Origin of the sequence: Phytobacter sp. MRY16-398 (assembly GCF_003925915.1) — a bacterium.
GTDB classification, from domain to species: Bacteria; Pseudomonadota; Gammaproteobacteria; order Enterobacterales; family Enterobacteriaceae; genus Phytobacter; species Phytobacter diazotrophicus.
In genome coordinates this window covers 2301056-2319098 of sequence record NZ_AP018756.1, presented here as the reverse complement: position 1 = coordinate 2319098, position 18043 = coordinate 2301056, and the positions used below count along the sequence as shown (strand labels likewise).

General features: G+C 53.3%; 19 protein-coding genes. 10 read left to right on the top strand and 9 right to left on the bottom strand.

Annotated features, from left to right (window positions below; translation table 11 throughout):
• Nucleotides 1–261 precede the first annotated feature (261 nt).
• From yeaG to MRY16398_RS11290, 4 genes are all read left to right on the top strand, one after another.
• Entirely contained in the window at nt 262–2196 is a 1935-nt protein-coding gene (gene yeaG, locus MRY16398_RS11305) for a protein kinase YeaG (RefSeq protein ID WP_041851665.1), read from the top strand.
• Nucleotides 2197–2396: 200 nt separating this feature from the next.
• Nucleotides 2397–3677 (top strand): YeaH/YhbH family protein, encoded by a 1281-nt coding sequence (locus MRY16398_RS11300; RefSeq protein ID WP_041851666.1) that lies wholly within the window; start codon nt 2397–2399, stop codon nt 3675–3677.
• Nucleotides 3678–3976: 299 nt separating this feature from the next.
• On the top strand, nt 3977–4477 hold the full coding sequence (locus MRY16398_RS11295) for a YbaK/prolyl-tRNA synthetase associated domain-containing protein (protein WP_041851667.1): 501 nt from the start codon (nt 3977–3979) through the stop codon (nt 4475–4477).
• A 187-nt stretch (nt 4478–4664) separates the two neighbouring features.
• Nucleotides 4665–5768 (top strand): fimbrial protein, encoded by a 1104-nt coding sequence (locus MRY16398_RS11290; protein WP_082027109.1) that lies wholly within the window; start codon nt 4665–4667, stop codon nt 5766–5768.
• A 66-nt stretch (nt 5769–5834) separates the two neighbouring features.
• Here MRY16398_RS11290 and yoaI read toward each other — a convergent pair whose 3' ends face one another.
• A complete protein-coding gene (yoaI, locus tag MRY16398_RS30555) occupies nt 5835–5984 on the bottom strand; it encodes a small membrane protein YoaI (RefSeq protein ID WP_165158398.1) in 150 nt (49 codons plus the stop codon).
• 273 nt (nt 5985–6257) lie between these two features.
• On the opposite strand from yoaI, the gene MRY16398_RS11285 reads away from it, so the two are divergent.
• From MRY16398_RS11285 to MRY16398_RS11275, 3 genes are all read left to right on the top strand, one after another.
• Complete coding sequence (locus MRY16398_RS11285; protein ID WP_071195411.1) at nt 6258–7592, top strand: glycoside-pentoside-hexuronide (GPH):cation symporter; 1335 nt, start codon at nt 6258–6260, stop codon at nt 7590–7592.
• Between the two features lie 16 nt (nt 7593–7608).
• Nucleotides 7609–9648 (top strand): glycoside hydrolase family 31 protein, encoded by a 2040-nt coding sequence (locus MRY16398_RS11280; protein ID WP_125124372.1) that lies wholly within the window; start codon nt 7609–7611, stop codon nt 9646–9648.
• Between the two features lie 115 nt (nt 9649–9763).
• Nucleotides 9764–10210 (top strand): DUF441 domain-containing protein, encoded by a 447-nt coding sequence (locus MRY16398_RS11275; RefSeq protein ID WP_041851670.1) that lies wholly within the window; start codon nt 9764–9766, stop codon nt 10208–10210.
• Here the strand turns inward: MRY16398_RS11275 and MRY16398_RS11270 are convergent.
• From MRY16398_RS11270 to MRY16398_RS11250, 5 genes are all read right to left on the bottom strand, one after another.
• Nucleotides 10193–10885, bottom strand: a complete 693-nt coding sequence (locus MRY16398_RS11270; RefSeq protein WP_125124371.1) for an amino acid ABC transporter permease — start codon at nt 10883–10885, stop codon at nt 10193–10195. The genes MRY16398_RS11275 and MRY16398_RS11270 overlap by 18 nt on opposite strands.
• Nucleotides 10875–11630 carry an amino acid ABC transporter permease gene (locus tag MRY16398_RS11265; protein WP_041851672.1) on the bottom strand — a complete coding sequence of 252 codons (756 nt, stop codon included), beginning with the start codon at nt 11628–11630 and terminating at the stop codon, nt 10875–10877. Before MRY16398_RS11265 ends, MRY16398_RS11270 begins: the two co-directional genes overlap by 11 nt.
• Entirely contained in the window at nt 11630–12451 is an 822-nt protein-coding gene (locus MRY16398_RS11260; protein WP_125124370.1) for an amino acid ABC transporter ATP-binding protein, read from the bottom strand. Before MRY16398_RS11260 ends, MRY16398_RS11265 begins: the two co-directional genes overlap by 1 nt.
• A gap of 1 nt (nt 12452) precedes the next feature.
• Nucleotides 12453–13274 carry an ABC transporter substrate-binding protein gene (locus MRY16398_RS11255; RefSeq protein WP_041851674.1) on the bottom strand — a complete coding sequence of 274 codons (822 nt, stop codon included), beginning with the start codon at nt 13272–13274 and terminating at the stop codon, nt 12453–12455.
• A 205-nt stretch (nt 13275–13479) separates the two neighbouring features.
• Nucleotides 13480–14268 (bottom strand): AraC family transcriptional regulator, encoded by a 789-nt coding sequence (locus tag MRY16398_RS11250; protein ID WP_107222886.1) that lies wholly within the window; start codon nt 14266–14268, stop codon nt 13480–13482.
• A 99-nt stretch (nt 14269–14367) separates the two neighbouring features.
• On the opposite strand from MRY16398_RS11250, the gene MRY16398_RS11245 reads away from it, so the two are divergent.
• Nucleotides 14368–15552: a CynX/NimT family MFS transporter gene (locus tag MRY16398_RS11245; protein ID WP_071195415.1), complete on the top strand. Its 1185-nt coding sequence runs from the start codon at nt 14368–14370 to the stop codon at nt 15550–15552.
• A 33-nt stretch (nt 15553–15585) separates the two neighbouring features.
• On the opposite strand, the gene MRY16398_RS11240 is transcribed toward MRY16398_RS11245, so the two are convergent.
• Nucleotides 15586–16293, bottom strand: a complete 708-nt coding sequence (locus tag MRY16398_RS11240; protein WP_041851676.1) for a CTP synthase C-terminal region-related (seleno)protein — start codon at nt 16291–16293, stop codon at nt 15586–15588.
• 162 nt (nt 16294–16455) lie between these two features.
• Between MRY16398_RS11240 and MRY16398_RS11235 the strand changes: the two genes are divergently transcribed.
• Nucleotides 16456–16965, top strand: coding sequence for a 2-thiouracil desulfurase family protein (locus tag MRY16398_RS11235; protein WP_041851677.1), 510 nt, complete (start codon nt 16456–16458; stop codon nt 16963–16965).
• Nucleotides 16952–17296 carry a DUF488 domain-containing protein gene (locus tag MRY16398_RS11230; protein ID WP_125124369.1) on the top strand — a complete coding sequence of 115 codons (345 nt, stop codon included), beginning with the start codon at nt 16952–16954 and terminating at the stop codon, nt 17294–17296. The genes MRY16398_RS11235 and MRY16398_RS11230 overlap by 14 nt, the downstream gene beginning before the upstream one ends.
• 1 nt (nt 17297) lies before the next feature.
• On the opposite strand, the gene MRY16398_RS11225 is transcribed toward MRY16398_RS11230, so the two are convergent.
• Both MRY16398_RS11225 and MRY16398_RS11220 read right to left on the bottom strand, forming a co-directional pair.
• Entirely contained in the window at nt 17298–17603 is a 306-nt protein-coding gene (locus MRY16398_RS11225; protein WP_041851679.1) for a hypothetical protein, read from the bottom strand.
• Nucleotides 17604–17678: 75 nt separating this feature from the next.
• Complete coding sequence (locus MRY16398_RS11220) at nt 17679–17921, bottom strand: putative hemolysin (RefSeq protein WP_072039779.1); 243 nt, start codon at nt 17919–17921, stop codon at nt 17679–17681.
• Nucleotides 17922–18043: the final 122 nt, after the last annotated feature.

The following is an 18043-nucleotide window of genomic DNA, read 5'->3' as shown; positions in this document are numbered from 1 at the left end:
TTATCACAAAAGAAAGCATTTATGGATGAGTTATTGATATGTCATTGAAATTAGTTTTAGGCGGCATGCAAGTTTTGCAAATGCCATCTACGCTTAAATTAAGAAGACGATTTAACGAACCCGCATATTGTTAATAACATGCAACCTGGCATGAGGGTTGCTGTATGACTCTTAGCGTCGTTCAGTTAACGCTTCCGGGAGCCTCTACTATTCATATGAATGGCTCTTTACCTGTGCTAAAAAACGAAAGGACGGCATGCCATGAATATATTCGATCACTACCGCCAGCGCTATGAAGCTGCCAAGGACGAAGAGTTCACACTGCAGGAATTTCTTACCATCTGTCGGCAAGACCGCAGTGCCTACGCTAACGCGGCAGAAAGGCTACTGATGGCCATTGGTGAGCCAGTGATGGTGGATACTGCCCAGGAGCCACGGCTTTCCCGTCTCTTTTCGAACCGGGTTATCGGACGCTACCCGGCGTTTGAAGAGTTCTATGGCATGGAAGAAGCAATCGAGCAAATTGTGTCTTATCTCAAACATGCCGCCCAGGGGCTGGAAGAGAAGAAACAGATCCTTTATCTGCTCGGTCCGGTCGGGGGCGGTAAATCCTCGCTTGCCGAACGCCTGAAATCCTTAATGCAGCGGGTACCGATTTACGTGCTGAGCGCCAATGGCGAACGCAGCCCGGTCAACGACCATCCGCTATGTCTGTTCAACCCGCAGGAAGACGCGCAGATTCTGGAAAAGGAATATAACGTTCCGCGTCGTTACCTCGGCACCATCATGTCGCCGTGGGCGGCTAAACGCCTGCATGATTTTGGCGGTGACATCAGCAAATTCCGCGTGGTCAAAGTCTGGCCATCCGTACTTGAACAAATCGCCATCGCGAAAACAGAACCGGGCGATGAGAACAACCAGGACATCTCTGCTCTGGTGGGTAAAGTGGACATCCGTAAACTGGAAAACCACGCACAAAACGATCCCGATGCCTATGGCTACTCCGGTGCACTGTGCCGCGCGAACCAGGGCATCATGGAATTCGTTGAGATGTTCAAAGCGCCTATTAAAGTGCTGCACCCATTGTTGACCGCTACCCAGGAAGGCAACTACAACGGGACCGAAGGGATTTCCGCCCTGCCCTTTAACGGCATCATTCTTGCGCATTCAAACGAATCAGAGTGGGTCACTTTCCGTAATAACAAAAACAATGAGGCGTTCCTTGACCGCGTCTATATTGTCAAAGTCCCTTATTGCTTGCGGATCTCCGAAGAGATCAAAATTTACGAAAAACTGCTTAACCACAGTGAGTTGACCCATGCGCCATGCGCCCCGGGTACGCTGGAAACGCTGGCCCGCTTCTCGATTTTGTCGCGCCTGAAAGAGCCGGAAAACTCCAGCATCTACTCGAAAATGCGTGTCTACGACGGTGAAAGCCTGAAAGATACGGACCCGAAAGCGAAGTCCTACCAGGAGTATCGCGATTACGCCGGGGTGGATGAAGGGATGAACGGTCTGTCGACGCGTTTTGCCTTTAAGATCCTCTCCCGTGTGTTTAACTTCGATCATGCCGAAGTCGCCGCTAACCCGGTACATCTCTTTTATGTACTGGAACAGCAGATTGAACGTGAGCAGTTCCCGCAAGAGCTGGCAGAGCGTTATCTGGAATTCCTCAAAGGCTACCTGATCCCGAAATATGCTGAATTTATTGGCAAAGAGATCCAGACGGCCTACCTGGAATCCTACTCTGAATACGGACAGAATATTTTCGACCGTTATGTCACGTATGCAGATTTCTGGATTCAGGATCAGGAATACCGCGATCCGGATACCGGTCAGTTGTTTGACCGTGAATCGCTGAATGCTGAACTGGAAAAAATTGAAAAACCGGCCGGGATCAGTAACCCGAAAGATTTTCGTAACGAGATTGTCAACTTCGTGCTGCGTGCCCGTGCTAACAATAGTGGCCGTAACCCGAACTGGACCAGCTACGAAAAACTGCGCACGGTTATCGAGAAAAAAATGTTCTCGAATACCGAAGAGTTGCTGCCTGTTATTTCGTTTAACGCCAAAACCTCAACCGACGAACAGAAAAAACACGATGACTTTGTCGATCGTATGATGGAGAAAGGATACACCCGCAAACAGGTTCGCCTGCTGTGTGAATGGTATCTGCGTGTACGTAAATCATCATAATGCCAAAATGGCCCGGCAGCGCAGCGCTGACCGGGCCTGAACAATCTGTGCGTATCCTCGTTTTTCGCGCCGCAGGCAGGTGGCAAGCGGGCGGCTCGTGACATACTGACAGGGTCAGTACGTTGTGGAGCGAAAGCAGCCAATACCGGCGGTACGAAGTACAATGGATAGAGTTGGCAAATGCAGTACGGGAGGGACTTATGACCTGGTTCATAGACCGGCGTCTTAACGGTAAAAACAAGAGCACGGTTAACCGCCAGCGATTTTTACGCCGTTATAAAGCGCAAATAAAACAGTCGATCTCCGAGGCCATCAATAAACGCTCGGTCACCGACGTGGAGAATGGTGAGTCCGTCTCCATCCCGAACGAGGACATCAGCGAACCGATGTTTCATCAGGGACGCGGCGGTCTTCGCCATCGCGTCCATCCGGGTAACGACCATTTCGTGCAAAACGACCGCATCGAGCGTCCTCAGGGAGGCGGTGGCGGTGGTGGCAGCGGTCAGGGCGAAGCCAGCGCTGACGGCGAAGGCCAGGATGAGTTCGTTTTCCAGATTTCAAAAGATGAATATCTCGATCTGCTGTTCGAGGATTTGGCGCTGCCAAACCTGAAAAAGAACCAGCAGCGTCAGCTCAATGAATTTAAGACTCACCGAGCCGGCTATACGGCAAACGGTGTTCCCGCCAATATTAGCGTCGTGCGTTCACTACAAAACTCGCTGGCGCGCCGTACCGCGATGACAGCAGGCAAGCGTCGTCAGCTACGTGAACTCGAAAGTGACCTGGACATTGTCGCCAAAAGCGAACCGGCCCAGTTGCTGGAAGAAGAGCGTCTGCGTAAGGAAATTGCTGAACTGCGCGCGAAAATCGAACGTGTCCCCTTTATCGACACCTTTGATTTACGCTACAAAAATTATGAAAAACGCCCGGAGCCTTCAAGCCAGGCGGTAATGTTCTGTCTGATGGACGTATCTGGTTCAATGGATCAGTCGACAAAAGACATGGCGAAGCGCTTTTATATCCTGCTCTATCTGTTCCTGAGCAGAACCTATAAAAACGTAGAAGTCGTCTATATTCGCCACCACACCCAGGCGAAAGAGGTTGATGAGCATGAGTTTTTCTACTCGCAGGAGACCGGCGGTACCATTGTCTCCAGCGCGCTGAAACTGATGGATGAAGTGGTCAAAGAACGTTATGACCCGGCGCAGTGGAACATCTATGCGGCACAGGCATCGGATGGCGATAACTGGGCCGATGACTCACCGCTATGTCATGAAATTCTGGCGAAGAAAATTCTGCCCGTTGTGCGTTACTACAGCTATATCGAGATAACACGCCGCGCGCACCAGACGCTGTGGCGCGAATATGAACATCTGCAGACGATGTTTGATAATTTCGCAATCCAGCATATCCGCGATCAGGAAGACATCTACCCGGTGTTCCGCGAGCTTTTCCACAAGCAGAACGCCAGCTCCAACTAAACATAGAGAAAGCCAGTGCTCTGCGCGCTGGCTTTTTCTCCTCGCCGCAAACGCGCAAATTACGGTACAAAAATGCAGCTATTTGCCCCCTTGCATCGTGGCAAATATGGCATATTACTTCCCAGACAAACTCGATTCTTACTTCGTTCCTTGCGAACGTCGTTTTTTCAACAGTACACATAAAAGCGTTTGTAAAGTGCTAGTACTTTTAAGCCGCCAATTTTGAGGCGGCTTTTTTATTTTCATCTTCGGGTAACTGCATTACTCTTGATTTTTATTACGTTTCTCCAGGAGTGATGATGTCAGAGATTGCCAGCCAAAATATCCATCAACATCTTATTGAAACCCTTGATAATTCTCAGGCGCGCTACCGCATCGTCGAGCATGAAGCATCCGGTAAATGTGAAGCCGTGAGTGAAATTCGAGGTACAGCGCTGGGCCAGGGAGCGAAAGCGCTGGTGTGTAAAATCAAAGGCAATGGCGTGAAAATGCATGTACTGGCGATCCTTGCCGCTGACCTGCAGGCCGATTTAGCACGGCTGGCCTCTTTTTTTGGCGGCAGTAAAGCTTCTCTGGCAAGCCCTGCCGAAGTCGAAACCTTAACGGCTTGCGTATTTGGTGCGATCCCGCCATTCAGTTTCCATCCCGAACTTAAACTGGTTGCCGACCCGCTGCTTTTTACGCGTTATGAAGATATTGCTTTCAACGCCGGACTGCTGGAAAAGTCGATAATTCTCAATACGAAAGATTATTTGCGCATTGCCCGTCCTGAACTGGTGAATTTTCACCGCGAGGGTTAAGAACGTTTCTCTGCTGCGTATTAAAACGCATGCAGAGATGTTCTGATTTATTACAATTTTTATTTTTAATTTTTATCGGTATCCTGTATCACCATAGGTCCGGCCAATCGGCGGCGAGAATTTCAATTCTTAGCGCCCCCTATGCTCCATCATCCCACATGATCCCCTCTTTTCAGGAAACCGCATCATGTACAGGATAAGGATAGTTTTAAACGCAGTGGGTCTTCTGCTGCTGAGCCTTACGGGCGAGGCTGTTGCAACATGTGCGCTTGAGCCAGTACCCGACTATATGGCGACCGGGCCGGTCTCCGTTGTCGCGCCACTTGATTCACGTATTTTCTCTGTCCCGCCCGATCTCCCTGTCGGCGCGCAAATCTCAAAAATGTATATTAACATGTCAAACAATCCTACTGGCTGGCATATTAAGTGCACTTCCGGCAACACTCTCTATCTCATGTACCTATACGATACTTTGCCAGGTACGTTGGTTCCGGGATTTAGCGATGTTTATAAGACGGATCTGGATGGCATTGGCGTTCGTTATTTAACCAACTATGCCAGCGAGCCCTCTTTCCCGTTTTGGCATATAGAGGGCGTGGGCATGGAACAATACATCCCCGCCTCGATGCAATTCAAAATGGGGCTCCAGTTTATCAAAACCGCCAATGTGACACAGGCGGGCATCATTACCGCCACGAAACTACCCAGTATCCGTATTGCTGCCGGGCAATCAGGTCAACTTGTTTATATTGCCAAACTCAGCGTCAGCGGAAATTTTGAAGTCAACACTCCTACCTGCAATATCGCGCCGCTCAGCGCCAATATGTCGGTGCAAATGGGCGAACATAACAAAAAAGTTTTTAAAGGCGTGGGTACCGGTAGCCCATGGAAAAACGCCAGCATTCAGTTAATTAGTTGCCAACGCTTCTATGGCAATATGCCCACGGGTGATTCAAGCACCAGCATTAATGGCGTTACCACAACCAACCCACTCACCCTTAATTCCGTGTCGCTGACATTAACGCCGCGCAATGGTATGGTCGATGCGACAAAAGGGATCATGAAAATTGATGAGGAAACAGGAAAAGCGACAGGCGTGGGCATTCAGCTTTCTACCACTGAAAGCACGACAGGGATTATCAATCTCAACGAAAAATTGACCACCAGCATTCCAAATAGCGCATCAACGACACTTACCCTACCGCTCTATGCACGCTATGTGCAGACAGAAAGCAGCGTAAACGCCGGTACGGCGAATGGACGCCTGGAATATACGGTGACCTATCAATAAAGCATGTATCCGTGACAAGGCCGCCGGAGAGCAACTGGCTGTAATGGCTAACAATTAAAGTACTCTCTACGGCCAGCCCGCTTTTTCCAGCGCAAGAACAGAAACTACCAGCACCACCATGATGGCGATAAATGACGACGCGATGATAACGCCATCTGTCAGCATAAAATCATTCATTTTCAACCTGCCTCTTTTTAGCCCGGTTTTCTTATTCATAATGTTACCGGGTGACAATTCGATGACAGTTTCGGGTTATTCAAGTGAATATTCTGACGCTGAAACGATTCCTGCCGCCTGCTTACCAACACGTTATAAACGCAGTGCTAAATAATGTTTTTCATTGCATGCTTACTAAATTGTTACCGGTATCACGAAAAGCAGTTTCCATAATTCCGATGACAAATCTCGCAATTGTTATAAATACAATCTTGCAACACCCTTATTCTGTAGCGCACTTCTGAAATAACCTTACAAACCCAGGTGAATACAATGAATTTAACGATCACCCGTAAAGAGAAAATCAGTTATGGACTCGGTGATATGGCAAGCCATGTCGGGCTGGATAATGTCATTATATTTCTGACGTTTTATTACACCGACGTTGTTGGATTACCCGCCGCGTTTGTTGGCACCATGTTTCTGCTGGCCCGTACCGCCGATGCCATTATTGACCCGGCAATGGGTTATCTTGCCGACCGGACAAATTCACGTTGGGGTAAATTCCGCCCGTGGATGCTGTGGCTGGCCTTGCCTTTTGGCATCAGTTGCCTGCTAACCTACGCCGTGCCTGAATCTTTAACCCTGACCGGTAAAATGGTGTTCGCGACAATTACCTATACCTTTATGATGTTGATGTATACGGCGATCAATATCCCTTACTGTTCAATGGGTGCGGTCATTACTCCCAATAACGAAGATCGTATTTCACTGCAATCGTATCGATTCTTTTTAGCCACCCTCGGCGGTGCGATGTCGACATTCTTTATGATGCCGCTGGCGCAATATCTCGGCGGTGACGATAAATTATCCGGCTACCGCTGGGCTATGGCGATAATGGCCAGTGCCGCCGTCGTCATGTTCTGGATCTGCTTTGCCAATACCCGCGAGCGTATTAAAGCGCCTGCAACCCACAATAATTATCTCGGCGAATTACGCGATTTATTACGAAACGACCAGTGGCGCGTGGTCTCTGTGCTGGTTATTACCAACATCGGTTTTGGGGTCATTCGCCTTGGCGCGATGATGTACTTCGTCACTTATTATCTGGGCAGCGCCAGTTATTTTATGTGGATGCTGGGCGCACATATTCTGGGTAAAGCAGCCGGTAGCGCGCTCGCAAAACGCCTGACCCGCAACTTTAGCAAAGTACAAATGTTCGGTTATTGTGCTGTCCTCGCCGGTGTACTGAGCATCGCCCTCTTCTTCGCGCCGAAATCGATATACGTGCTGGTGCCACTGACTTTCGTGGTATCTACCCTCTACCAGGCCACCACCACGCTGATGTGGGTCATGATGGCGGATGTCGCCGACTACGGGGAATGGTTGCAGGGTAAACGCATGGACGGCGTGATTTTCTCGACCTTTCTCGCCGTGCTCAAACTCGGCATGGCCATCAGCGGCGCTATTGTCGGCTGGACGTTAGGGCTGAGCGGCTATGTCGCCAATGCGCCAGAACAGACATCGGTTGCAATGTACTGCATTGTTGCCCTCTTCACCGTAGTGCCGGGGCTGCTGTCGCTGGCCGCTTTTGCCACCCTGCGCTGGTACAAACTCGACGATAACACCATGAAATCTATCAATCTTGCCCGTCATAGTCTCTCGTAAAAAGGACCTGTTATTCATGAGCGAACTTATCCAACACCCGGACAGTATTGAATGGCGCTTCGAGCGTCAGATCCTGCGCGTTGAAGCCTGGGGAGAGCACAGCCTGCGCGTGCGTGCCACCTGCGCCCCGGCCTTTAGTGACAATCTGCACGCCCTGTTGCCACCGCCGAGCTGTCAGCCACAGATAACCGCGGGCGCGGAACAGCTAACGCTGCGCAATGGTAACATCACCGCGGTGCTTAATCTGAAAGGCCAACTGGCGTTTTACAACCAGCGTGGCGAATTGTTGCTTGAGGAGATGTGGCGGCAGCGTTCAACCGTCGGTATCGGTGCCAGTGAAAAAAGCCAGGACAAATATATCAGCGCCCTGAAACTCGATGGTCGTGAATTTAAACCGCTGCCCGGCGGCAAGTATCAGTTGACCGTTCGTTTTGAATCGCGCCCGGATGAACGTGTTTACGGCATGGGGCAATATCAGCAGCCATGGCTGGATCTGAAAGGTTGTGCGCTGGAGCTGGCGCAGCGCAATTCACAGGCCAGCGTCCCTTTTATGCAGTCGAGCCTCGGCTATGGTCTGTTATGGAACAACCCGGCAATTGGTGAAGCCAACTTCGCCAAAAACCAGACCACCTGGCTTGCTCGCGTCACTCAGGAGATGGATTACTGGATCACCGCTGCTGATAGTGTCCAGCAGCTTACCCGCCAGTACGCCAAAGCCACCGGAACGCCGCCGCTTGCCCCGGCATTCACCAGCGGCCTATGGCAATGCAAACTGCGCTATCGTACCCAGCAGGAGGTACTGGAGGTCGCCCGCGAGTACCGCCGTCGTCATCTGCCGCTCTCGGTGATGGTCATTGATTTCTTCCACTGGCCGAATCAGGGCACCTGGTGTTTTGATCCCATCGACTGGCCAGATCCGAAGGCGATGGTCGACGAGCTGAAATCGATGGGCATTGAGCTGATGGTTTCCGTCTGGCCAACGGTGGAAGCGCGCAGCCCACTCTTTCCGGTGATGAAAGCCAAAGGTTTACTGGTCACCAGCGACCGCGGCGTGCAGGTTAATCTCGATTTTATGGGCAACACCACCTTCTTTGACGCCACCCACCCGCAGGCGCGTGAATTTGTCTGGGAGACAGTGAAGAAAAACTATTACGATCTGGGCATTAAGTTGTTCTGGCTGGATGAAGCCGAACCGGAGTATCGCGCCTACGATTTTGACAACTACCGCTACCACGCCGGGCCTGTACTGGAAGTGGGGAATCAATATCCGCGGGATTTCGCCCAGGGTTTTTATGAGGGTCTGCAAGCCTGCGGTGAGCGCGATATCGTTAACCTGGTACGCTGCTCCTGGGCGGGTAGCCAGCGTTTTGGTGTGCTGGCCTGGTCCGGTGATGTGCATTCATCGTTCCATGCATTTCGTAACCAGCTCGCCGCCGGGTTAAATATGGGGCTGGCGGGCATCCCCTGGTGGACGACCGATATTGGCGGTTTCCAGGGTGGAAATGTTAACGACCCGGCTTTCCACGAACTGTTGATCCGCTGGTTCCAGTGGGCGGTTTTTTGCCCGGTACTGCGTATGCACGGCTACCGTGAACCGCAAATCCAGCCGCCGGAAAGCTACCGTAACGGCATCCCGCAATGCAACAGTGGTTCGCCTAATGAGCTGTGGAGCTACGGCGAAGAGAACTACGCCATCATGCAGCACTGGCTGTCCGTGCGTGAAAAACTGCGCCCTTATGTGGATGCGCTGTTCGCTAATACCCACCAGTATGGCGATCCGCTGATGCGCCCACTGTTCTGGCACTACCCGGATGAGCCACAAAGCTGGCAGGTGGAAGACCAGTATCTGTTTGGCGAGGATATTCTGGTGGCGCCTGTTCTGCACGCGGGGCAACGCCAACGTGAAGTCTGGCTGCCAGGTCATCATGGCTGGGTGGATCTGAATGGCGAGCGCTATCAGGGCCAGCAGCGAATTACCGTCAATGCCGGGCTGGAGACGATCCCGGTCTTTATGCGTGAAGGGAGCAACGCGGCCGCTCTTTTGTCCGCTGTTTAAGGCAAACGCCTGAAAACGTGTGTTTCGTTATAAAAAGCCTGCTTAACAATGCGCATCCGCGTAAGGTAATGTAAGCAGGCTTATTTTTTCATTGGCAAGGAACGAAACACTCTCCATGTTTGATACCACTCTCTTTATCCTTATTGGCCTTGTGGCACTGAGCTTCTTTAGCCACAACACCACCGTCGCCGTTGCCGTTATGGTGTTGATCATAATTCGTATCACGCCGCTCAATGCTTACTTTCCGTGGGTCGAAAAGCAGGGTTTGACGCTCGGTATTGTCATTCTGACCATTGGCGTTATGGCGCCCATCGCCAGCGGATCATTGCCACCATCAACGCTGATTAGCTCTTTTCTGAACTGGAAATCGCTGATAGCCATCGCTGTGGGGGTTTTTGTCTCCTGGCTGGGGGGCCGTGGGGTGACACTGATGAGCGCGCAGCCCTCGCTGGTCGCCGGACTTCTGGTGGGCACCGTACTGGGTGTGGCCCTGTTCCGGGGCGTGCCGGTAGGGCCACTGATTGCGGCAGGTCTGGTTTCGCTGTTAATTGGTCGGCAGTAAATGCCGCCTCTGCCAGCGTTTAACCCCAAGCTCCAGTAGCGTACACAGCAGGTAATAGACCAGACCGGTGAAGATAAACAGGGCCGCCGGGTAAACCTGTACCCGGTTATTCACCTGCCCGGCCACCGTGGTCAGCTCCGGCACATTGACGATAAAGGCCAGAGAGGTGTCTTTCAGCAGAGCAATAAGCAACCCCACGTAAGACGGAATGGCATTACGTAACGCCTGTGGCAGCAGCACCAGGCGCAGAATGTCCAGGCTGCCAAACCCACCGCTTATCGCCGCCTCATATTGCCCCTTCGGTAATGCGTTAAGCGTCGCCAGCGTCGAGTACATGACCGATGCCGAGGTAAACCACGCCAGCGCCAGGGTAACGGTAACCGCCCCCGGCAAGTCAGCGCCAGTGAGCCACGGCAGCAAAAACCACAGCCAGAAGATGACAAAAATCAGCGGGATCCCACGAATCAACTCTGCCCACAGAAAGAGCAGCTTGCGCGGCCAGCCCGCAAAACGCCACGCGCAGCAGGCGAGCAACACGCCGCCGGGGAATGCCAGCACCGCCGCCCCCAGGGTCATCAATACCGATAACAGCACGCCGCCCGGTTCGCCCTGTGCGGCACGGCCCAGCAGCAGATAACCGAGGTTATCGGTAATCACGGTAAGATTATCGATCACGGTGTGCCTCCTTGCGGACCATTGCCCGCCATCCGCGCGGCAGGTTAAACAGCAGGCTCATTAGCAGCCCCAGCGCCAGATACAGCACACTTCCCACCGTAAAGGCTTCCAACGCGTGGGCGTTAAAGCTTTCAATTTGCCGGGTCTGGTAGGTGAGCTCCGCAAAACCGATGCCGGTCGCCAGCGATGAGAGTTTCATCAGGTTCAGATACTGCCCCACCACCGGCTGCCAGGCGTTCTCCAGCCCCTGTGGCAGAAGCACCCAGCGAAACAGCGCCAGATCGCTAAAGCCCTGCGATTTTGCCGCTTCAATTTGCCCACGCGGCACGGCATGCAGCCCGGCCTGAATCTCTTCAACCAGAAATGCCGCCGTGAATAACCCAAGCGCCCACGCCGAAGAGAGAAATTCCGGGGTAAACCACCAGACATCTCCCGGCAAAATACTAAAGGCGTGGTCATCGTTGACGTACTGACGAAATGCCAGCGGCAACACGTTCCAGGCAGCGAAATACCAGAACAGCAGTTGCACCAGTAGCGGCGTATTGCGAAACAGCGAAACCCATCCCGCCACTACCGCTCGCCCCACCTTACCGCCTGCCAGACGCAGGGCCAGCAGAAACACCGTCATGGCGGTCGCAAGGATAATCCCCACCACCGTGACCCAGATGGTGGTCAGAAAGCCAGACGTGAGCCATTGTGCGGGTTGGCCGGTAAAGACGCCCGCCCAGTCGAGATGAATCCCCATTACAGCTCCTTGCCGTCAGCATGGAGCGGATTGAGCACTTTTTGCAGGAAGCGCCGGGCGCGCGGATGCTGCGGTGCGGTGAAAAACGCCTCCGGTGCGGCCTGTTCGAGGATTTCCCCGCCGTCGATAAATATCACCCGGTCAGCAATTTCGCGGGCAAATTGCATCTCGTGGGTCACCACGATCAAGGTGATCCCGCTGTGGGCCAGTGATTTCATCACCTGCAAAACTTCGCCAATCATCTCCGGGTCGAGCGCCGATGTCGGTTCATCAAACAGGATGATATGCGGCCCTGCCGCCAGGGTGCGGGCGATGGCCACCCGCTGTTGCTGACCGCCGGAAAGCTGCGCCGGGTAGTGGCTGGCTTTGTCGCTCAACCCAACACGTTCCAGCAGATCCAAAGCGATTTTTTTCGCGTCTGCTGCCGACTTGCCATGAATGCGGGTTAACGCCAGGGTGATATTTTTCAGCGCGTTCAGATGCGCATAGAGGTTAAATTGCTGGAACACGAAACCGACCTGACGCCGCAGGTTGCGCAATTCGCGCCCCTTAAGCTGACTGGTGGGTTTGCCGTCCACCAGAATCTCGCCGCTGGTCAGGGTTTCCAGTTGGTTGATAAGACGGATCAGCGTCGATTTGCCAGAACCGGAAGGCCCGCATACGGCAATGACTTCCCCTGCCGCAACCTGCAAATCAATCGCGTTCAACACGCGGTGGTCGCCATAGCTTTTGCTGGCCTGGCGAAACTCCACCGTTCCTTTTTGCACGGGAAAAGCCTCCGAGGCTTGCGCCACGGAGGTAGAAAAGAGACCTGCCAACATATTACTTCGCTTCTATTTTAAAACTGCGTGGAGCCGGGGCTTTGGTTTGCGGACCAAACCAGACGTCGTAGATTTTTGCGGCTTCACCGCTCTGCTCCAGTTTCACCAGTTCATCATTCACCGCTTTGAGCAGCGCGGTTTCGCCTTTGGTGACACCCACGCCAATCTCCTCTTTAGAAAGCAAGTCTGGCAGGATTTTGAATTTGGCTTTATCCGGCGCTTCCGCCAGCAGGCCCGCCAGGATGGTGCTGTCCTGCGTGATCGCCTGTACGTTACCGTTACGCAGCGCGGTCAGCGCCAGTGGGATATCGTCATAGGCCAGCACGCGGGACTGAGGGAAACGCTGATGCAGCGCCTGCTCGCCAGTGGTGCCTTTTACCGCACCGATACGCGCTTTGCTGTAACTATCCAGTTTGTCGGACGCGCTGGCAGGGACCAGGAACTGCTGGCCGGTCACGAAATACGGCGTGGAGAAATCAATAACCTGTGCACGTTCCGGGGTAATGGTGATATCAGCAACAATCAGATCCACTTTACCGGACTGCAACAGCGGAATACGGTTCGCCGGGTTGGTGGCTACCAGTTCCAGCTTCACGCCGAGGCTTTTCGCCAGCGCTTTGGCGAAATCCACGTCATAGCCGACAATTTCGTGGCTCTGCGGGTCGATGGCGCCAAACGGCGGGTTCGCGTCAAAGGTCGCCACTTTGACCACACCTGCGGCTTTAATATCGGCCAGTTTGTCTGCGTGAGCGGCAAATGAGAAAGTTGAAAGCAATGCCAGTGCGGTAAGCGCACCGATTTTTTTAGAAGATGTGGTTGCCATGCTAATCCTTACGCCCTGTTATTAGTAAAATTTCAGGGCTAAAGTCACATAACCGTAATCATCAGACAAATATCAAAAAGTGCATTTATTATCTAAAAAAGTTATTAAAAACGGCTTCGCCATATGAATCACTTACCACAAGCCAGCCAACCGTGAAAACAGCCATAAACCACACAGCATAAAGGGAATTGGCAGCAGAAAATAATTATGTACTGCCAAGCGATGCAAGATAACGTCCGGGAGTTTGCCCTAACCCTTTTTTAAACATCGTAATAAATGCGGTGGTGGAATCATAACCCAGCGCCTGGGCGACATTTTGTACCGACTCGCCGCTTATCAACAAGCGCAGGGAAAGAATCAACAACATCTGGTGCCGCCAGCGGCGAAAACTCAATCCCGTCTCCTTCACCACCAGCCGTGCCAGGTTGCGCTCGCTCATGGCAAACTCCTGCGCCCATTGCGCCAGCGTCTGCCAGCGGGCCGGTGACCGCTCCATGGTTTCGACCATCTGGCAAATTTTACTGTGCGGGGAAACGGGAAGTTGCAGTTGCATTTGCGGCTGACGGGGCAGTTCATCAAACAAAACCTGCACCAGACGCTGGGTGGCTGGTTGCTGGCGTTCGCGATGGCTGCGCGCAGAAAGCGTCAGGATCAGTTCGCGCACCAGTGGGGAGATTTTCAGCGTGCAGCACTGCGCTGGCATATCGACCCGCTCAGGTTCAATAAACAAAAAGCACAGCTTCGCCCCCGGCGTCGCGAGATTACTGTGAGCAATAAGCCCCGGAATCCACACAGCGTGATGAGGCGGCACCATCCAGCGGGCGTTTTCCACCTCACTGGTGATCGCCCCACTCAGGGCCAGAATTAACTGCCCTTTACGGTGACGATGCTGCGGGATCCGCTGCTCATCGGCCTCGACGGTAATACTAAACGCCAGGGCCGCCTCTTGCTGACTGTCAGGATTAAAGCCATCCAGGCCAAGACCGTGCTGCATAATGTTGTCCGAATTTAGCGATAAATTGTCATTTTAGCTTGATTATATCAGCGCGAAAAACGGGTATGGTAGTGTTCTGCTATTTATCCTGAGAATACAATGACCACGACGATTTCCTCACGGGGCAAACAAGGGGCACTGCTTATGGCGGGGATCCTGATGATTGCCACCACGCTGCGTGTCACCTTTACCGGGGCCGCACCACTGCTTGATTCCATTCGTAATGATTATGGCTTAACCACCGCGCAAACCGGGATGCTCACCACCCTGCCGCTGCTGGCCTTTGCGCTTGTTTCTCCCCTGGCGGCAGGCATTGCCCGGCGCCTGGGTATGGAGCGAAGCCTTTTTGCCGCCATGCTGCTGATAAGCGCAGGCATCGCCATCCGTTCTCTGCCCGCACCGGCGCTGCTTTTTATTGGCACCGCCATTATCGGTTGCGGCATCGCGCTGGGGAATGTGCTGCTACCGGGGATCATTAAACGGGATTATGCAGGCCAGATCGCTAAACTGACCGGCGCGTATTCGCTGACCATGGGAGCTGCGGCGGCGCTTGGTTCTGCACTGGTTGTCCCGATTGCGCTGACGGGCGCAGGCTGGCACGGCGCGTTGCTGATGCTTATGACCTTCCCGCTCGTTGCGATGCTGCTGTGGCTACCACAGTTGCGTTTCGCAAAGCCCGCCAGCTTATCAGGCAGCCCGCTGGCGCAAAGTCGGGGGATCTGGCGTTCAGCGCTTGCCTGGCAGGTAACGCTCTTTTTAGGGATTAACTCGCTGATTTATTACGTGGTGATTGGCTGGTTACCGGCAATTCTTATCAGCCATGGCTTTAGCGAGTCCGGTGCGGGTTCTCTGCACGGCCTGCTCCAGCTCGCCACGGCGGCGCCGGGTATTCTGGTTCCGCTCATTCTGCACCGCTTGCGTGATCAGCGTGCGCTGGCCGTACTCTTTGCCCTGCTGTGCGCAGCGAGTGCCGCCGGTTTTTGGCTCTGGCCGGGTCAGGCTGTTGTCTGGACGCTAGTGTTTGGCTTTGGCTCGGGTGGCACAATGATCCTTGGGCTGACCTTTATTGGCCTGCGTGCCCGCTCCGCGCATCAGGCCGCTGCGCTGTCAGGGATGGCACAGTCGGTAGGTTATCTGCTGGCGGCTTGCGGCCCCCCGCTGATGGGGAAAATCCACGATGCCAGCGGTTCCTGGCAAATCCCGCTTATCGCCTGCGCGATCTTGTCCGTAGTGATGGCGCTGTTTGGGGCCTGTGCCGGCCGCGATCGCGAAATGGCGACATAATAAAACAGGCCTGTGCGGCCTGTTTTCATTGACTCAATCTTTCGCAGCTTTCAGCATCGCCTGCACCAGCGGAACCGGGCGTCCGGCAAGGGCATTACGCTCATGCTGGAAAAGGGTGGCGACAAAAAATGGATGGTTGCTCAGCTCAACCGCACGAATTTCGCCATCTTCATCCCAGGCAGTGACCCGCATATCGCTTTTCTCCAGCTCGGCAGCAAAATCAGGCGAGATACCGTAGTTACAGTGGTAGCCTTCACTGATTTTCTCCCGCCCATAAGCACGGGCAATCAGCGTATTCGGGCGCAATTCAACTTCCGCCTCCTGCTCGACCAGCGAGCAGCTCAGCGGAACAATCACCATCCGGCCAGCGCTGTCGGTTTCCTGATGGGCGGCATCACCCACACCCATTACGTTGCGGGCATATTCAATAATGGCATGCTGGAAACCGCCGCAGGTGCCAAGAAACGGTATCGCGTTTTCCCGCGCATACTGAATAGCAATAAAGGCCCCTTCGGGATTTTTATACGGACTTGCCGGAACGACCCAGATTGCATCATAGCCAACGAGGTCATCGCGACTTTTAATCTCGGAGGTCGCCAGCCAGTCGTAATCTGCGGTAATCTCAAGGACGGCGGCGGCATCGTCGATCGCCAGCGGAATGGCCTGGTGTGCGACAACGTCGTGATTGTAATCACCAACGAGGGCAATTCGCAGGGTATCTTTAACGGGAATATGGGTCATGAAGGGGTCCCTATGTCAGAGCAATTAACGAATAACATAAGGAACCTCACATTAGCGATCTTTCGTCTACATCACAACACATTAAAAATGGCAGGGCATATTTTGCCGTATTCCGATAAAAACGCTGCTTAAGGCAACAGATGCGTCGAAGCTGGAGAAAAAATGCGCAGTAAAATTCTGGTCAGCGCCTGCCTGATGGGGTTCAACGTTCGCTATAACGGCACTAAAAAAGGGTCACTACAGCAAACGCTGGCCTACTTACAGCAGGAACAGCGTCTGGTTATCCATTGCCCGGAGCTGGCGGCAGGGCTCCCGGTTCCACGTTCACCCGCAGAAATACGCGATGGCAACGGCAAGGATGTGATGGGCGGCGCAGCACAGATTGTTGAAGATAGTGGCCAGGATGTCACCGCGCACTATCAGCTCGCCGCCTGGCTGGCCCTCAAAACCGCACAGTCAGAAGGCTGTTGCGCAGCACTACTGACCGACGGCAGCCCCACTTGTGGTAGCCAGCAGATTTACGACGGCACTTTTAGCGGCGTTCAACGTCCAGGAATGGGTGTCGCTGCCGCGCTGCTGGAGGCAAACGGCATTCGCGTGTTTTCCCACCAGCAGATCGCGGAACTCGTCGCCTTTATCGAAGAGAGGGAACAGACAGATGATTCAATGTAAACGTGTCTATGACCCGGCATCCGGACAGGATGGCTATCGGGTTCTGGTCGATCGCCTGTGGCCGCGCGGCGTTAAAAAAACCGATCTGAACTACGACGAATGGTGTAAGGATTTGGCCCCATCGGGCGACTTACGTAAAGCCTTTCACGCCGATGTACTGGATTTCGCCGCGTTTCGGGAAGCATACCTGGCGGAACTTGCGGATAAGCGAGAGGCCGGACAAACGCTTAATTCGAAGCGTCAAAGCGGTGTTCTCACCCTGCTCTATGCCGCCAAAGACACCAGGCAAAATCATGCGCTGGTGCTGGCAGAATGGCTGGAGTCGCTATAAATCAGGAAATCACCTGCTCGCGATGATGTTCAGGCAGGCTGTCCGGGTCGAGAGGCATCAGGTGTTCGGCACGAACAAAGGCGAAACCTTGTTGCCCATCGAAAGACCGCACATCACCCGTCACCAGCCACAACGCACGATTCGCGCTTTGCGGCATGCGCGTCATCACACCATTGACCGGGTTCAGAAACATCTCGCCTGGCTGGCAAAGGCCAAATAACTCTACAGATTTACCAATATTACAGCGCCCGGCAGGCGTTTGCGCGCCAATGACCATCGCCAGGCTACCCGGTCGTAACTGAAACATAATTCTCTCGCGTACACATGCATCATGGAAAATAAGATTATTCTTAACCAAGTTTACCCTGATGCAGGTAGTGTGTCACGAGCGAGATTGAGGGTGATCGCGTCGCCACAGTTCCCATTCATCTATCACTTCACCGCCTGGCAATTTGCATTCTGTACGCACCCCCTGGGGGCTTTGCACAGGCACACGTTGCCCGCCCATCTGCAGACAATGCACCGCCGCCGGATTGGCTTTTCCTGCTACGGGTTGACGAGTCGTACCCGGTGGCGTGGAGCATGCCGTTAATGCACAAATGAAAAGGAAGAAAATATTACGCATCGAATTATCCATATTGAAATAATAAGCCAGAAATTTAGCTTAATGCGTTACGCCTGACATCTCCATGATTTCTCCATCCTTACGCCACTTTTTGCAGATATATTTGCCTCGTTCTCACCCAT

Excerpts from the sequence above, each read along its gene's own strand:
- yeaG (WP_041851665.1), top strand. The coding sequence starts at position 262 with ATGAATATATTCGATCACTACCGCCAGCGCTATGAAGCTGCCAAGGAC.
- MRY16398_RS11300 (WP_041851666.1), top strand. The coding sequence starts at position 2,397 with ATGACCTGGTTCATAGACCGGCGTCTTAACGGTAAAAACAAGAGCACG.
- MRY16398_RS11295 (WP_041851667.1), top strand. The coding sequence starts at position 3,977 with ATGTCAGAGATTGCCAGCCAAAATATCCATCAACATCTTATTGAAACC.
- MRY16398_RS11290 (WP_082027109.1), top strand. The coding sequence starts at position 4,665 with ATGTACAGGATAAGGATAGTTTTAAACGCAGTGGGTCTTCTGCTGCTG.
- yoaI (WP_165158398.1), bottom strand. The coding sequence starts at position 5,984 with ATGAATAAGAAAACCGGGCTAAAAAGAGGCAGGTTGAAAATGAATGAT.
- MRY16398_RS11285 (WP_071195411.1), top strand. The coding sequence starts at position 6,258 with ATGAATTTAACGATCACCCGTAAAGAGAAAATCAGTTATGGACTCGGT.
- MRY16398_RS11280 (WP_125124372.1), top strand. The coding sequence starts at position 7,609 with ATGAGCGAACTTATCCAACACCCGGACAGTATTGAATGGCGCTTCGAG.
- MRY16398_RS11275 (WP_041851670.1), top strand. The coding sequence starts at position 9,764 with ATGTTTGATACCACTCTCTTTATCCTTATTGGCCTTGTGGCACTGAGC.
- MRY16398_RS11265 (WP_041851672.1), bottom strand. The coding sequence starts at position 11,630 with ATGGGGATTCATCTCGACTGGGCGGGCGTCTTTACCGGCCAACCCGCA.
- MRY16398_RS11260 (WP_125124370.1), bottom strand. The coding sequence starts at position 12,451 with ATGTTGGCAGGTCTCTTTTCTACCTCCGTGGCGCAAGCCTCGGAGGCT.
- MRY16398_RS11255 (WP_041851674.1), bottom strand. The coding sequence starts at position 13,274 with ATGGCAACCACATCTTCTAAAAAAATCGGTGCGCTTACCGCACTGGCA.
- MRY16398_RS11250 (WP_107222886.1), bottom strand. The coding sequence starts at position 14,268 with ATGCAGCACGGTCTTGGCCTGGATGGCTTTAATCCTGACAGTCAGCAA.
- MRY16398_RS11245 (WP_071195415.1), top strand. The coding sequence starts at position 14,368 with ATGACCACGACGATTTCCTCACGGGGCAAACAAGGGGCACTGCTTATG.
- MRY16398_RS11240 (WP_041851676.1), bottom strand. The coding sequence starts at position 16,293 with ATGACCCATATTCCCGTTAAAGATACCCTGCGAATTGCCCTCGTTGGT.
- MRY16398_RS11235 (WP_041851677.1), top strand. The coding sequence starts at position 16,456 with ATGCGCAGTAAAATTCTGGTCAGCGCCTGCCTGATGGGGTTCAACGTT.
- MRY16398_RS11230 (WP_125124369.1), top strand. The coding sequence starts at position 16,952 with ATGATTCAATGTAAACGTGTCTATGACCCGGCATCCGGACAGGATGGC.
- MRY16398_RS11225 (WP_041851679.1), bottom strand. The coding sequence starts at position 17,603 with ATGTTTCAGTTACGACCGGGTAGCCTGGCGATGGTCATTGGCGCGCAA.
- MRY16398_RS11220 (WP_072039779.1), bottom strand. The coding sequence starts at position 17,921 with ATGCGTAATATTTTCTTCCTTTTCATTTGTGCATTAACGGCATGCTCC.